Origin of the sequence: Pseudomonas sp. BIOMIG1BAC (genome assembly GCF_001705995.2) — a bacterium.
Classification (GTDB): Bacteria; Pseudomonadota; Gammaproteobacteria; order Pseudomonadales; family Pseudomonadaceae; genus Aquipseudomonas; species Aquipseudomonas sessilinigenes.
Genome location: NZ_CP049045.1, coordinates 4,385,300 through 4,398,992 on the forward strand (window position 1 = coordinate 4,385,300; position 13,693 = coordinate 4,398,992).

The 13,693-nt window shown below is 57.1% G+C and carries 19 protein-coding genes; 1 reads left to right on the plus strand and 18 read right to left on the minus strand.

Features of this window, described 5'->3' with window-relative positions; translation table 11 throughout:
- The 5 genes from ATY02_RS20375 to ATY02_RS20390 are packed head-to-tail and all read right to left on the minus strand — an operon-like array spanning window position 1 to window position 3,363.
- Window positions 1-1,344, minus strand: coding sequence for a hypothetical protein (locus ATY02_RS20375; RefSeq protein WP_164823699.1), 1,344 nt, complete (start codon window positions 1,342-1,344; stop codon window positions 1-3).
- Window positions 1,344-1,925: a phage tail protein gene (locus ATY02_RS20380; protein WP_068589034.1), complete on the minus strand. Its 582-nt coding sequence runs from the start codon at window positions 1,923-1,925 to the stop codon at window positions 1,344-1,346. The genes ATY02_RS20375 and ATY02_RS20380 overlap by 1 nt, the downstream gene beginning before the upstream one ends.
- Window positions 1,918-2,256, minus strand: coding sequence for a baseplate J/gp47 family protein (locus ATY02_RS36375; protein WP_265582637.1), 339 nt, complete (start codon window positions 2,254-2,256; stop codon window positions 1,918-1,920). Before ATY02_RS36375 ends, ATY02_RS20380 begins: the two co-directional genes overlap by 8 nt.
- Window positions 2,253-3,002: a baseplate J/gp47 family protein gene (locus tag ATY02_RS20385; RefSeq protein ID WP_265582638.1), complete on the minus strand. Its 750-nt coding sequence runs from the start codon at window positions 3,000-3,002 to the stop codon at window positions 2,253-2,255. The genes ATY02_RS36375 and ATY02_RS20385 overlap by 4 nt, the downstream gene beginning before the upstream one ends.
- Entirely contained in the window at window positions 2,986-3,363 is a 378-nt protein-coding gene (locus ATY02_RS20390) for a GPW/gp25 family protein (protein ID WP_068589037.1), read from the minus strand. The genes ATY02_RS20385 and ATY02_RS20390 overlap by 17 nt, the downstream gene beginning before the upstream one ends.
- Before the next feature lie 101 nt (window positions 3,364-3,464).
- On the opposite strand from ATY02_RS20390, the gene ATY02_RS20395 reads away from it, so the two are divergent.
- A complete protein-coding gene (locus ATY02_RS20395) occupies window positions 3,465-3,698 on the plus strand; it encodes a hypothetical protein (protein ID WP_068589040.1) in 234 nt (77 codons plus the stop codon).
- A gap of 21 nt (window positions 3,699-3,719) precedes the next feature.
- Here the strand turns inward: ATY02_RS20395 and ATY02_RS20400 are convergent, their stop codons facing one another.
- The 13 genes from ATY02_RS20400 to ATY02_RS20460 form a co-directional block, all read right to left on the minus strand.
- The gene (locus ATY02_RS20400) at window positions 3,720-4,271 is read right to left on the minus strand and encodes a phage baseplate assembly protein V (RefSeq protein WP_068589046.1); all 552 of its coding nucleotides are present in this window, start codon (window positions 4,269-4,271) and stop codon (window positions 3,720-3,722) included.
- Window positions 4,271-5,383 (minus strand): phage late control D family protein, encoded by a 1,113-nt coding sequence (locus ATY02_RS20405; RefSeq protein ID WP_068589048.1) that lies wholly within the window; start codon window positions 5,381-5,383, stop codon window positions 4,271-4,273. Before ATY02_RS20405 ends, ATY02_RS20400 begins: the two co-directional genes overlap by 1 nt.
- Window positions 5,371-5,580 carry a tail protein X gene (locus tag ATY02_RS20410; protein WP_068589051.1) on the minus strand — a complete coding sequence of 70 codons (210 nt, stop codon included), beginning with the start codon at window positions 5,578-5,580 and terminating at the stop codon, window positions 5,371-5,373. Before ATY02_RS20410 ends, ATY02_RS20405 begins: the two co-directional genes overlap by 13 nt.
- Entirely contained in the window at window positions 5,577-6,458 is an 882-nt protein-coding gene (locus tag ATY02_RS20415) for a phage tail protein (RefSeq protein WP_068589053.1), read from the minus strand. The genes ATY02_RS20410 and ATY02_RS20415 overlap by 4 nt, the downstream gene beginning before the upstream one ends.
- On the minus strand, window positions 6,458-9,028 hold the full coding sequence (locus ATY02_RS20420) for a phage tail tape measure protein (protein ID WP_068589055.1): 2,571 nt from the start codon (window positions 9,026-9,028) through the stop codon (window positions 6,458-6,460). The genes ATY02_RS20415 and ATY02_RS20420 overlap by 1 nt, the downstream gene beginning before the upstream one ends.
- 183 nt (window positions 9,029-9,211) lie before the next feature.
- Window positions 9,212-9,526 (minus strand): phage tail assembly protein, encoded by a 315-nt coding sequence (locus ATY02_RS20425; RefSeq protein ID WP_068589058.1) that lies wholly within the window; start codon window positions 9,524-9,526, stop codon window positions 9,212-9,214.
- Window positions 9,527-9,646: 120 nt separating this feature from the next.
- The gene (locus ATY02_RS20430; RefSeq protein WP_068589061.1) at window positions 9,647-10,225 is read right to left on the minus strand and encodes a hypothetical protein; all 579 of its coding nucleotides are present in this window, start codon (window positions 10,223-10,225) and stop codon (window positions 9,647-9,649) included.
- Between the two features lie 118 nt (window positions 10,226-10,343).
- The gene (locus ATY02_RS20435; RefSeq protein WP_068589062.1) at window positions 10,344-10,868 is read right to left on the minus strand and encodes a phage major tail tube protein; all 525 of its coding nucleotides are present in this window, start codon (window positions 10,866-10,868) and stop codon (window positions 10,344-10,346) included.
- Window positions 10,868-12,292, minus strand: coding sequence for a phage tail sheath subtilisin-like domain-containing protein (locus tag ATY02_RS20440; RefSeq protein ID WP_068589067.1), 1,425 nt, complete (start codon window positions 12,290-12,292; stop codon window positions 10,868-10,870). Before ATY02_RS20440 ends, ATY02_RS20435 begins: the two co-directional genes overlap by 1 nt.
- Complete coding sequence (locus tag ATY02_RS20445; protein ID WP_068589069.1) at window positions 12,289-12,549, minus strand: hypothetical protein; 261 nt, start codon at window positions 12,547-12,549, stop codon at window positions 12,289-12,291. The genes ATY02_RS20440 and ATY02_RS20445 overlap by 4 nt, the downstream gene beginning before the upstream one ends.
- Window positions 12,549-12,779, minus strand: a complete 231-nt coding sequence (locus ATY02_RS20450) for a hypothetical protein (RefSeq protein WP_083236089.1) — start codon at window positions 12,777-12,779, stop codon at window positions 12,549-12,551. The genes ATY02_RS20445 and ATY02_RS20450 overlap by 1 nt, the downstream gene beginning before the upstream one ends.
- Window positions 12,776-13,258: a Gp37 family protein gene (locus ATY02_RS20455; RefSeq protein WP_068589071.1), complete on the minus strand. Its 483-nt coding sequence runs from the start codon at window positions 13,256-13,258 to the stop codon at window positions 12,776-12,778. Before ATY02_RS20455 ends, ATY02_RS20450 begins: the two co-directional genes overlap by 4 nt.
- Window positions 13,255-13,689 carry a gp436 family protein gene (locus ATY02_RS20460; protein ID WP_068589074.1) on the minus strand — a complete coding sequence of 145 codons (435 nt, stop codon included), beginning with the start codon at window positions 13,687-13,689 and terminating at the stop codon, window positions 13,255-13,257. The genes ATY02_RS20455 and ATY02_RS20460 overlap by 4 nt, the downstream gene beginning before the upstream one ends.
- Between the last annotated feature and the right edge of the window lie 4 nt (window positions 13,690-13,693).

Consider the following 13,693-nt stretch of genomic DNA (forward strand, 5'->3'; position numbering starts at 1 on the left):
TTAGTTACCTATTGCCGCCCACATCTGGATGCCTGCTGCAGATGCAGACGCTGAAACAAGACTGAATCCCGCAGTCGTTGGAACTGTTACACCAACAGCGGAGAGAGTGCTCGGAGTACCCGCAACAACTGCATCTACTGCAAGTGCGATAAATCCATTGTTTGGAAACGCGACTGGAAACGCCACATTGCCGAATTGCGATCCTGCAAGATCAGATCTCCCCCACTGAATGACCAGACCGCCGAGCCAGCTGGGCAGCGCGATATAGCCATTGATGGCGAGACTGGCTGAAAAGCCCCAACGCAATTTTTTTGAAGTTACAAACGCTGCGTCATCGACACCTGCATTTACATCAGCGATTGGAGCTATGCGGGCTGTGCCTCGTTTGCTCTCAGTTGCTTGCAATACGGAATCAGCATCGGCCTTTTTGGTTGGATCGTAATTTCCAGAAGTCCAAATTATGCCCGCGTCAGTCGTATCGACCGTTATTCGTACCCCTTGTAGGGAGTAACCGATTTTAATTTTGTTCGGTAGCTGATCAATGCCTCCGCCTTGCTGAACGGTGGTATAGCCAATTTTCGGCTCAAGGAAATACATCCCTAAGTCTGACTCGCGCAACATGTAAGGGAGTCTAACGTCATCGTTTTGAAACCCTACACTCAGAATTGATTCGCGAGACAATTTTGCTGAAAGCAGACTATTAGTCTGGGTAGCTGTATAAGCATCAGTAATGCCGTAGCCACCGAGAGTGGCTGCTTTGTTCGCCTTGCCTGCCAGAGCATTTGTCATGGTGGTGGCAAAATTCGGGTCATTGCCCAGCGCATCGGCCAGCTCTTTCAAGGTATCAAGTGCTGCAGGTGACGATGCCACCAGACTCGCTATCGCTTGTTGAATAGCCGTTGTGGTTTCAGGCTTAGTGAATGCATCAGTAATACCGTAGCCAGCGAGAGTGGCGGCCTTGTTCGCCTTGCCAGCCAGAGCATTTGTCATGGTAGTGGCAAAGTTCGGGTCATTACCCAGCGCGTCAGCCAACTCCTTGAGTGTGTCGAGCGCTGCTGGTGATGATGCCACTAGACTCGCTATCGCTTGTTGGATGGCTAAAGTGACTTCGGGCTTGGTGAACGCATCACTGATGCCGTAACCGCCAAGCGTCGTTGCTTTCCCGGCTTTCCCTGCAAGAGAAACACCCAGCGATTCAGTTTTGTCCTTCAGCCACAATGTACGGTTCGCAAGCTGCTTGGCCTGCAGATTGTCGATGCCTTCAGGGCCGCCGAGGACAGGGTCTGAGGTTTCGAGTTGATAAATGCCAGTTGTCCACTCATTGGACTCGGGTAGATCGGCCATTAGCTGCTCCCATGGTTGTATTGGCCATCGCGACGCGCAACGCCGTTGTGCCGGATCGCGACAGACTGATAGTCGAGGGTCACCAGGCGGCAGCGTGCGGGCGCTACGGATAGAAGAAGGCGGCGCAGGAGCGCGGCCTGGTCGTTGGTTATGGCGCGTTGAAGCACAACGCGATAAAGGGCCCAGGCTGAAGGATCACCATGGACATTTCTGCCATTTCGGGTGATCGATCCATCACGCAGGCGGTTGTTCATGCCCTCCTGGAGCGTTACCTCGCCGAAGCCAAGCAAGCGGATGACCTCTCGCACAGCCCAGGGAGTGCCTTTGTATCGATGCAACTGGGCGGCGCTCTTGACCAGGTTGCGCTTGGCTTCATCGGACTCGGCCAGTTGCCACGCCGCCTCATCGAGCAGGGAAAACTGATCTGCCAAATTTGGCAGCAATGCGGGTTTCACCAAGTCGACCAGATAAACCAACATGGCATTGAGGTCGAGGCCCTCCAGTGTTTCGTCAAGCAATCCGCAGAGCATTGCAAAGCGCTCATCACCGGCCAGCGCCGGTGGCAGTTGGTGGTTAGCCATAGACGAACCCTGCATCCAACAACTGGATAGAGGTGCAGTTTGCCCACTCGTGCCCCTGCAGCTCGCGTACAGCGCTCGGAAGCTCAACGTCTGCTCGATACACACCATTCACCTGCAGCAGCGCGGTGAGTTGCTCCTGGACAAGATCACGTCCAAGGCCTGCACGTCGTTCAACGGCGTAGGCTTGCGCTGCAGCCTGAGCCATCTTCATAGCGCCTTCACGACTTGCAGAGTCATAGAAGGTGATGCGCGCCTTGATCTCGTAGATGACCTCGGTGGGTGCATAGGTATGTACCGTGTCGCACAGTGGGCGTACTTTCTCGCCACTCACCTGGTTCTTGACGCGCTGAAGCAGGTCAACTGAGGGCAAGCCGGCTGGCCTTCGTCTGGCCCATGCACGGCCACATCGATGATGGACTGATGCACTGCCAGCGCGTGGTAGCGATACGCGCCACGGCTGCCCGCATTGCTGAATGCCTCCGGTGCAAGAATGATACGCTCGCGATAGCGGTCATCGTCCTCGTCCTCTGCGCCGTCTGCAGTGACGCTGGTGTTGGTGGCGATCAGACCGGCTGCAGGTGGGTTGGCAATGCTGCTGATTTGGCCGACAGCCCATCCGTTGCCCAGGACACCGGCAGTCAAACAGGTCGCTATCACGTTGGTCTGCATTTGCCCGGTCGGTATGAGGGCATCCTGGTCTGTCAGGAACGAAAGCTTGGCGTCCTGGGTACTGACGCGGGTGCCTGCTGGTATCAGCAGCGGCTGCTGCGAAGCAGTCGGGATACGGAACTGCAGGGGGCAGCGGGCGGGAACGGCCAACAGCCTCGGGGTCGCCACCAATTCGCCTAGGTAATCGAGTATCGGGGCCTTGGCATAACGCACCAGGAGCTGCTCGCCAGCGCTCTGAATAGCCAACTGCAGCCGCGTCTGGGCATATGCGACCTGGTCTATGAACAGTCGCTCTACTTGCGCCGGATACAGGGTCTTTCCTGTCTTGCCCTCATATCGAGCAATCAAGTCCGCCTCGTTGGCGGCTGGATTGATCTCGACGAATACCGGTTTAGGTAGCTCGCGCATAGGACACCTCGGTCAACTGGGTGACACCATCCGCAACACGCCATTGAACCCGCAGAGTCACCTGCGAGCCCTCAATGGCCACCTGTACCTGGACTACGGAAACCCGTGGCTCCCACTGGCGAATCGAATCAACCGCCTCGCGCACCAGGTGCGGAATCACTCGATTGACAGGCCAGTCGATGTACAGATGGATGTTGCTGCCGAACTCTGGCCGGTGTGCATCACTACCCTTGGGGGTTGTCAGGATGATGCGGATCGCCTGGTCGATGTCGCGCAGGCCCTCGACCACCTCGCCGGAAGTACCGAGGGCGGGCTGCCAGTGGGCGGCGGTGATGCTGGTATAGGAGATGGGCGTATTCATGCGCCCATGGTGCTGAAACTGAACGGCTCTAGCTTTTAATCGAGTTTAAAGACGGCCTAGAATGTGACCCGAAACCAACCGAAACCATGGACGGAGACACAATGGAGCAGCTAGTAGTCTGGATCATCGCCGTAATCGGCGGCGGCACCCTGATAGGGGTGTTCTGTAAAATGAAAGATGGGTTCGGTCCAATGAACCTCCGTGTCGTGGGTATCGTATTAGTTGCTGTTCTAACCTCACTGTTAGCGGTCCTAAAGGACGATGGCTTTACTGCTGCGATAGGTGTGCTGGGCGCAATTGCAGGGTATTTGTTTGGTTCTCAGACAGACAAATGAGGTTGTTCTTCCACTGCGCTATTAGTGACTGTGGTGGTTTGAATTACCCCCTACGTCGATCACCGTTCCACTCGCACTGACGTTCCCATCGACCTGCAGATTACCTTTCATCTGCAGGTTTCCATTCAGCGTGACCTGTGGGATGTTCAATGTCGCTGAGGGCGCCTTGACCACCACCGGCTCCCCAGCTTCAACCGTGATATTTCGCCCGCATTTCACAAGCAAAGCTCCCACGCAGTCCAGCATCATGACCCCGGCTGCACGGTCGTAGGTTGAGACAGTCCCATCGCTGAAACGTACATAATCCGTGTCCTCATCGACCACTGGCGGCGGTTCTGCTGTTGAATAGACCCCGCCCAGGTACACACCACCCACGCCATCGGCATCGAGCAGCACGGCGACCTGTTCCCCAAGTTCGGGCATCAATAGGCGGCGCTTCGTGCCCTGGGTGTTGCGCTGGGGTACGTTGAGCCAGTAGCTCTCGACACCATCTCGCTCATCAAGGCGAACCCGGATGCGACATGTCAGGTAGTCCACGGCGCTGACTTCACCGTACTCCAGTTCAACGCCCATCACGCCACTACCTCGCGCTCGATGCCGTATGTCGATAGGGCAAGGTCTGGCTTGGTGTTTTCCAGCGTCATGGAGATCGAGGCCGCCGAGATCCGACACGCCTCCATATCAACGATGTAGCCGCCACTGCGCGTCATTTCATGGCGAGCGGAAGTGATCAGGTAGTTGCCCCCGAGCTTGCCTGCAACGGCCAGGGTGACGATGTTTCCGCTGACCAGGTTGGGGCGTCCCATTGCCGTCCAGCTGCCCTTTGTCCGCTCCCTGTTGGTCCTGGCTAGCTCGGCTTTAGCCTTGGCCTTCGCCTCTTCAGCCGAGGCCGTGCGCTTACGCTTCTTCTTGGTGTCACCACTGGTTGTCGTCTTACTGGCGCTGCTGGGGACCGCGACGGTCTCGCCGTTGACGATGTCATAGGCGACCAGTTTTTTACTGGCTGGGTCTTTGTGTTTGACCTTCACGGCCTTGGGGATGTCGCGGATCTGGTCCCGTATGTTGACGTTGGCCAGGTCACCGAGGACTTGAGTTGTCACAGGTGCGCCTCGGGTAAGCTCACTGATGGCATGGAACACCATCTTGTTGCCGGTGACTTTGAAGGCATAGTCATACTCCTCGGCGAGCTTACGCAGAAAGACCAGGTCCGACTCCTGCTGGGTCAACCTGTCGAGTTTGATCGGTTCGATGCTACCGACAAGGAGCAACCCCTGGCGTGCGGCTATCTGCTTGGCAACGGCATCCAGGGTGGTGTTTTCGTAGGCCTTGTGTTCTGGAGTGCGCAGCGGGGTGTTGATGCCCGTGCCGAGGGCACGAATAGTGATCGTCGAGGGCGGACAACGCAGCTCGATGCCGTCGATTTCAAACCGGCCCACGGTCCGTAGGGGCTGCCCAGCCCATCCGATGGCCAGCGCCAAGGTATCGCCGTGTCCCGGATACCAAGCGTCTCGCCACTTGCCCTCTGAGTCCTCCAGCTCGACATCCAGGTTGTCGGCCTCACCGCTCAGGAAGTCCTGATAAGTTAGCGATATCAGGTGCTCACTGATGTTCCGGGTGATGTTGCGCTGCTGGTAGGTCAGAACAAAGCGCGCCTCAGGCACCTGTGCAGGTGTTATCGCATCCATGGCGGCAGGTCCTCCGCTGCAGGTTTGGGCTCAATCATTGGAATGGCCAAGGTCAGGCCTGCAGGCAGCGCGGCGGTGATTGGCACATGAGGATTTTCCTCAACGATCGGCAGATACCGGTAAGCGTCACCGTAGTAAAGCCAGGCCAGTTGATCCCAGCGCTCTCCCTCTGTGGTGACATGGACAAGAAACATCATGCCTTCCTCGTGAGAACTTGCGCAGCCAGGCCGGAGAGTCGGGTACTGGCGCCGTCCATCTTGGTCAGTGCCTGGCCAAGTGACTCTCTCGACGCGGCGAAGCGGTCAACGATGTTGCCCAGGTCTACAGGGCTCAAGCTGGATCGAGCGCCCACGACGCTTGAGAGCACGTCCTCGCCCAGGCGTGACAAGTCAGAGCCATCATCGAGCAGGCCAGCCGTTTCCTTTAGTCCCTGCAGCGGCTCGATTGCCCGAGCGGTCACTCCCAGCAACTGGGGGACCTGGCCCAGGATCATTGAGGCATTGCCGCTCTTGACCGTCTCATAGAGGTTCTGGCCTGCCTTCAGTACGTTGCCTGCAGTTTTCGCGTGACCTATCACCAACTGGGTTGTGCTGGGAGAAGGCAGCATCCTGGAGATCAGCCCAGGAGAACCGACTACCGCTGCAGAGGTCCCGCTGACGGATGGATCAAGTAAACCAGGACGAAGAGCCTTGCGGGTAAATGCTCCCGTGTACTCTTTCAAGCTCACTTGGACTGTTGCGGATCTGATCTGACCGTTGTCAGTAGCGCGGTGGATGGCGTTGCTCAGATCGACGATGACATACGGCCCCAGGTACTGGCCGCTCCCCATGACGAATGCCAATGGCTCATGCTTTTTTTTTGCCGCTTGCAAAGCCCGCAGTCGCGCCTCGGGGTCGCCTAGGACTGAATGCAGCTCGATGGTCAAACTGTATTCGTCCAGGCCCTCACCAATCCACTCCAGCAAGGGCTTGCCCTGGATGCGAGGATGCTCTGCCCAGTCGGCTGATCCGCGTTGCTCCATACCTGTAATGCCACCGGCAAGGGTGAATTCAATGTCCCCTAGGATTGCGAACATCAGGCTGCACCTCCGGCTGCAGGTCCATAACTACGGCGTTGCTTGTCGTACTCGTAACGCTCCATGAACCGCACAAAGTCGGCATAGCTAGACTGCAAGACCTGGCCGACCTGATCACGCACACTTGAGCCACCTGGCACCGTGATCTGAGGCGAGAAGTTGAAGACCGACTGGCCGCCGCCTGAAGACGCGCCACCGCCCATCATGCTGGCCCTGGAGACGGCTACAGGATCGGGCGGCAGCAAATCGACTTTCGATTGCGCGGCCATACCTAATGCTGCGTTGCGTACCAGGCCAGCCTGGGAGCTGATCCCGATGGCGGCGCCTTCACTGATGTTTGCGCCATAGCCCATGAACACGCGGCTTGGCGACTGAATACCGAGAGTCTCGGTGAACCAGCCTTTGACCGATGAGCCGACGCCTATGACGCTGTCTTTGAGAGATCCGGCCATGTTGGTGATGCCATTGACTAGGCCCGTTATCAGCATGCTGCCGAACTCGGTAAATTTCCCAGGCAACTCAATGCCGAAGTAATCCATCACGGCCGCAAAGGCCCGGTAGAACCAGCCAATGGGAGAGAAATTGATCAGCAAACCGATGATGCCCGTCAGGCCTCCATTGAAGCCTTCCTTGACCTCGGCCCATAGACCAGAGAAGAAAGTCTTGATGGGTTCCCAATAGCGGTAGATCAGGTAAGCAGCCAAGGCGATGCCCGTGATAGCGAGTCCGATAGGATTCATCATCAGGGCACGCCCCAACCACAGTACGGCCTGGCCAGCCAGCTTAAGGCCGAACAACAACGTCCCCCCCAGGACTTTGCCCAACCCAAGCGCGCCACGAGCAATCATGGTCAGCGGAGCACCCAAGGCCATTCCGACGCCGCGTAGGAACAGGCCGCTGTACCTTGCAACTGTCGCCAGCCCGCTACCGACGCGGCTGAGGCCGGTGATCAACGGGGTGAACTTGCCCATTTGCCAAAGCCCACGCAACAGAGTCCATTTTGCTGATACCGTCCTGATGGTGGTGCCCACTGCCACAAAAGGCGATATCACCAGGTTGGCCCCGTAAGCAACACCGATGAAAGCTAACTTGGTGAGTAGCAGGCCGCCGACTAGGCTGACGATTCCTTTGATAAGAGCGGGGTTCTCGCCAGCCCAGGTAGAGAATGACTGCATAAGTGGAACAACGGCGCGGCTCACCTCGACGATGGCCGGCAACAACGCGTTACCAATTGAGATTCCTATGTCGCTAAGGTTATTGCGCAGCTCTTTAAGCTGCTCTTTGGGGCTCTCCATTCGCCTGGCCCAGTCTTGATCAAGAACACCTTTGTCAGCGGCGTCCTTGCTGCCTTGTTTGATACCGGTGAGGTCTTTCTGATTAGCAAGCGCTGGGCGCACGAAGGACAGCACCTGCTGATCGGCAAACAACTCCCCGAGCTTATAAGCCTCATCAAGCCTGGTGAGCGCCGTCTCACGCTCTTTTTGATCTTTTATATCCAGTGCCTTGCTATACGCGTTGGCAGCGGCTGGTCCTTTGGTGCCTAAGTGCTTAGTTAGAATATTAATCATGGCTTCAGCAGGCGAAAGCCCCTCACGAACCAGGTTTTTCATGCTTCTTTTAAGGTCAATCCCCGCCTTCTCAAATGCCTTGATTGTTTCCGGTGCACTAAGTTTGGAAAGGAAGTTCTTGAAGTTGTTTGCCGCTTCGTCGTTGGTGCCCGCACCTCGGCGGGCTATCTGCAAGGAAGCACCGATTTCGGCAACCGCACGCTCACCGGTAATACCAAGGGCGGCAAACTGCGGCGTAAGTTGGGGTAACCACTTGGCCATGTTCGCGAGTTCAAACTGGCCGCTCTTGCCCGCGAACGCCAACATGTTCATTGAGCGCTCAAGCCCAGCTGCACCAATACCCAAATTGTCATTGAGCGCAATCGCCACAGAGCCGAGGTCATCCATGCTAGCCCGAGTCGCGGTGGCCGATTTCGCCATCACGGGGGCGTATGCCTCTAGCTCCTTAACGTTGGAAATGCCGCCAGCAATCAATACGGCGGTGCCGTTGGCCACCTCAGTTTGAGTCTGATTCCACTTAAGAGCGGCGCCGCGCATCACATCGCCGAGGCCTTTTTCCTGCGCCTTATCGAAGCCACCAGTGATTGAGATATCGTTGGTCTGGTCTTGGAATTCGATGGCTGTACGCATCGACTGCACAATAGGAGCGCCGACAACCGCAGCCGTACCCAAGGTTTCCATGGCCTGGCCACGAAGCTCGCTGCGTTGGTTTTTAAGTGTGGCGCCTCTGGCAATGCTGGCGTTGAGGCCGTCTTGCTTGACCTTCAATTGCTCAATCACTCGGCCGACCTGGTCATACTGGCGGCGCATGCGCTCGATGCCCGAGCCACCGCGAGCGATGGATGCGGCAAGTTCGGTCCCGATGAGTTTTTGCTTGGCCGTCAGACCATCAGTCGCACGCCCGAGTTGCTGCACCGTTGACTTGGCAGAACCGAACGCGGCACTCAAGGAGCCCGATACAGCGGCGCCTATTCGCAGTCCGACTAAGACTTCATTCGCCATGGAGTACTCTGCAGGCTATCTAATTGAGGGAGCGCCCCAAGGTCAGGGGCGCCGGACGGTACAGGCTCTAGGTGTGAGCAGAATGCTTAGCGCTGTGCTTCGGCTATCTCGTTGCGACGGTCGATTTCTCGCCTACACACGTCAGCCCAAAACCAGTACCGTTCCATATCCAGCTCATCGATCTCAGATGGCTGCATCCTCAATACCAGCAGTAGCGCTTCGTCCCAGGACTGCAGCAAGGTCTCCTCCGCCAGCCATTTCCCGAAACACCTCGACGACTGTCTTGGAGTCGGCGATGTCCAGGTCCATCAGGTCTTCGATGGTGAGGCCGGTCATCTTGGCGAGCAGGAAGTCCTCCAGAACAGCCTCGTCCTTGGTATGGTTCTGCGCGGCGCTGATGTCTTTGCGTTTCAACCGAGTGATGGGCAGCGAGCTGATATACACACCGGCTGCAGAGGTGAAAGGGAACTTGAGGGGAATGCTGAGGGCGTCGGCCACGGTCGTTACTCCAAGTGATGATCAGTTGCTCTAAATGAGTCATGAGCATCGCACCTGGTCGTGGCGTTGGCTTTTAATCGAGTTTAAAGACGAAGCCCCGCACAATTGGCGGGGCTTCGATTACAGAGCTGCGATTATGGCAGAGGCGATGGTGCTGATGCTGGCGACATGGGGTAAGGCACTTAGCAATGCTGAGACAACGGGCTTGCTGGGTTTCTGAGAGGACAGATTAGCCTCAACAGCATCTACGATTTCGGACGCTTCTTTTTGCTGAGCGGTCTCAAGAGTAGAAATGATCTGCCTCAGTCCGCTCACGTAGTCCTGTAGCTCGCCCCCCATGGTCACAGTATTTGTCGAGTTATCGACAGAGCTATTGTTGACCCGCGCATTGTGACCATGAAAATTGTAGGTAATACGCTCCACTCGGGCCTTGGCTTCGGGGACACCGAGCTTTTTAACCTTCATCTGATAGTGTGCAGGGATTCCTTCAAAAGCCTCATGGAACCCTGGATCAAGAACCTCAAAGGTCTCGATCCCACCGTTTGACATACGCCTCTCAATCAGGTCGCCGACTTCAACCAAAATGTCGGAGCGGTCCAAGAAGACCCCTTTGCTTTGGACAGAGGCTTTGATCATCTCCGTCTTCTCACCGTTCTGCTTTTGAAGACAGATGGTATCGGTCATAAAATCTTCGAACATGTCGTGCTCCTTACGAATGTGGGACGCCGCGGTGGTCTGCTGCTGGCCGCATGATGACCTCAAAGCAAATCCCCGCGCAATGGCGGGGCTTTGATCAGACTTGGTGCTCAGACGGTGTTTACGCTTGCCCGATGTTCTTCTTGTACTTGGCCAACTGGTCCTGACCGCCGACGCGGAAGATGTTGGCCAAGTAATCGAGCAGCACTACCTCCTGCCCATCCAGTACCTGACGCACGTATGTTGCCGAGAACGGAGTCTCGTACTTGGTCGGGTCTCGTGGTTTATGGCTGCCCAGTTGGTACTCTTTGCCGGTGATTGTCATCATCGTCACCAGGGCCACTTCATTGACCAGGCCGCCGTTGTTGAACACCTGGACGTTGGAACGACACTGCAATTGCACGCTCTTGAACGGGGTGACCAGCTTGACCGCCGCGTCGTAGTACAAGCTGTTCCAGATGATCTTGCCCTCCAGCTTGTCGATGCCGTCTGGCAGTTCGATCAGGCCAACCATTCCCAGTCCCTGGAAGTCGCTGGTCACGGTCTTGACCGAGCCCAGATCGATCTCTTCGGCGCGGCCAAAGAAGCTGGCACCGTCCAGGTAAATCGCGGCGTTGGAAACACGGTGAGCACTAAAGCCAGCCATTATTTGGCTCCCAGGTTGACCAGGTATTCCCCGGTGATTTCGGTTTCAAAGGTTCCGCGCTCAAATGGCAGCGGCACGGTCAGCTTGTAGTTGAACAACGCATGTCCTTTTTCCAGCTCCGTCTGAGGGTTTCGCGCTGGGTCATACCAGCATTCACCGCCGATCAAGGCTTCATCGCCGATCAGCTTGCGCAGGAACAGGTTGACGCTCTCTGTGATGCTGGTGATGAGCGAGTTGGTGATCGGCATGTCCACGAACTGCAGCGAGCTGTAGCGGATCGACTCATCGGCCACGTCCTTTGTACGCCGGACGTTTTCGAAGTTGCGCATATGGGTCACGTTCGGCCAGGCCGCTGTACGGTTGCCCCACAAGCGCAGGCCGGTGCCGAATGAGTTGAAGACGGTGGTGATGCCTACTTCGTTCAGCAGGTTGACTTCACTGTTCGGATCATCGATTCGCGCCGTCAACGGGCGCTCCAGCCCGATGATGCCGAGCAGCTCCTGGTTGGAGCTGCTCCACCAGTAACCCTTGTCGTTGTCCACCTTGGCCCGCAGGCCTGCAGCACGGATCGACAGTGGCTGCAGGCGTTCGCCGTTGGTTGCAGCGTCGTACACTTTGACGTGCGGGTAGCACAAACGGGCTCGGTCGCTGCTGGTGTTGAAGTTGATGGCGCCCACCGGCCCACGACCGGCAATCACCTGTTGCACCGTTACGCCGATCGGCGCGTCGATGTAGGCGACGGCGCCAACCCTGGTAGCTTCTGAGATAAGTTCGACACCCACCGCATTAAGGGTACTGAAACCAGGGGCGATGAAAATCTTGGAGAAGAAGCCCAGGGTGTTGTAGCTATCCTGGAACGCCTTCAAGCCGGTACGGCGGCCTGCCAACGTCACCGCACCAATAACCTCGGCAGGCGTGATCTTGGACGGGTCAGCGTGGGTGTAATCCACTTTCACCTGGGCCTTGGCTGGAATAATCCCTGTCGCCAGGCGTTTTACCCGACCAGTCAGCATGTCCACGGTGTAGTCAGTGGCTAGCGTATAGGTGTTGGTGTCATCCGCCGACTTCACTTTCAGCTGTTGCAACGCACCGTGCCCGAGCTGCAGGAGATCGTTGTCGCCGAACTGGCGAGCCTGGCCCGACACATCCGTCCGATGAATCGCCGGATCGAGGACATTGACCACCAGCACAGTACCTGAGCCGAAGTCATAGATGCCGTCCAGGGCCTCGGGAATGCTGAAGCCAGTAAGGTGGGTGCCGAACTGGGCAGCATCGCCCTCGGTCAAGCACAGCGTCAGTTGATTGACTGGCCCTATGGGTGCGGTGCCGACCAAGGCAATGACTGCAGACTTGACCACCTTGATTGCCCTAGGGCCTCGCTCTATCTCGGTGGTTTCAATGCCGTGTAAGTAATTGGCGCTCATGCAGACACCCTCTGTTCAAAGTAAGTAATGCCCTGCGCGGTGATCCGGCAATGAATGGACTCGTGACGGACAAGGCCCATTTCAACCAGGAACTCAAGTGCGAACACGCACTCTTGCGGGTCATGTCCCAAGGTATGTGTCAGGTCTCGCGAGAATCCTGATTGCCCGGTTTTGCGCTTCTCATAGAGGGCTCCGAGCATGGCCTGACGGATAACCTGTTGACGGGCGATGAAGTCGCGTTCAGTGGTGCTGGCCATTAAGATTTCGCTCCCTTTGGTGCGACCTCGGCAACAGACTTGGAGGAGGCTTTAGCCTCGACCGGCATTGCCCGTAAATGCTTCAGTTCCAGCAATACCTTGGTGTATTCGTGGCCCGGGGGCAGCTCAACGCTTTCATTGGTATGCAGTTGCACTTCAAGCAGTTCATCGCCTACCCGCAGGGAGGCGGCGCTGGGTGGCCCCATATAGATGTAGCGAGTTAGGTTCATTGGACCCCCTCAAAAAAGGGTTGGATTAATAGCGCACCACCAGGTTGAGTCATCGTTTGTAGTTGAGTGGCGCGCATGGAAAAGTCCTGGCCGTATTGCCATAGTCCGCTGACCTGACCAATGAACTGTTCGGCCACGGGGCGGCAGGCCTGGTCGCAGTGCGGGGCGAACCAGCCGGTCAGGCATTCGCGGATCTCGTCCAGGTAGCCGATCACCCCGTCCTTGCCATTGAGCTGGCGAAACACCAGGGTCAACCGAATAATCAGGGTGCGGGTCTGGAACACCGCATCGTTGGCTTCTGATCCGCCAAAGGTCGATTTGCCGTAGGCCAGCAATATCGCCCCTCGGGGGTGGTTCAGGCGGTAGGCCGCAGGGTTTTCAGGAAACAGCTCGACCATCAGCGTCTTGCTGAAGGTCTCCTGCAGGCGCTGATGCATGGCATCCAGCAGCTCCTTGGTTTGGGTTTTGGACCGGTTCATCGGTATTGCTTCCAAAGGTCACCACCGAACTGTTGACGACGAGCGCGAACACGGACTTCACCCGGCTCGGGCGTGGCCTGACCACTGGGCATACCCAGGGTGACCACGCCGTCGCGGATGCTCTCCAGGAGCTTGATGGTGTCCTTGCGGCTGTCCTTTACCGCGTCGGGCAACGCACCTTCCGGGCGGCGCTGATAGAGCCAGTGGCGAGCCAGGTAGACGACTGCATCCCGCAACACGGTTGGCACTGGATTGAGTGGCAAGTCGTAACGACCACGTAGATAGCCATCAACCAGCTCCTCTGCCTGGCGGACGGCATCCTCGATCACGTTCTCGTTGGGCTGCTCGGCTGCGGGGTCATCGTTCGAGAGCTGAACAAGGGTCAGCTCTGGAATAGCCCGCCCGATGTCATCACGGCTGCAGTAGCGCATGACT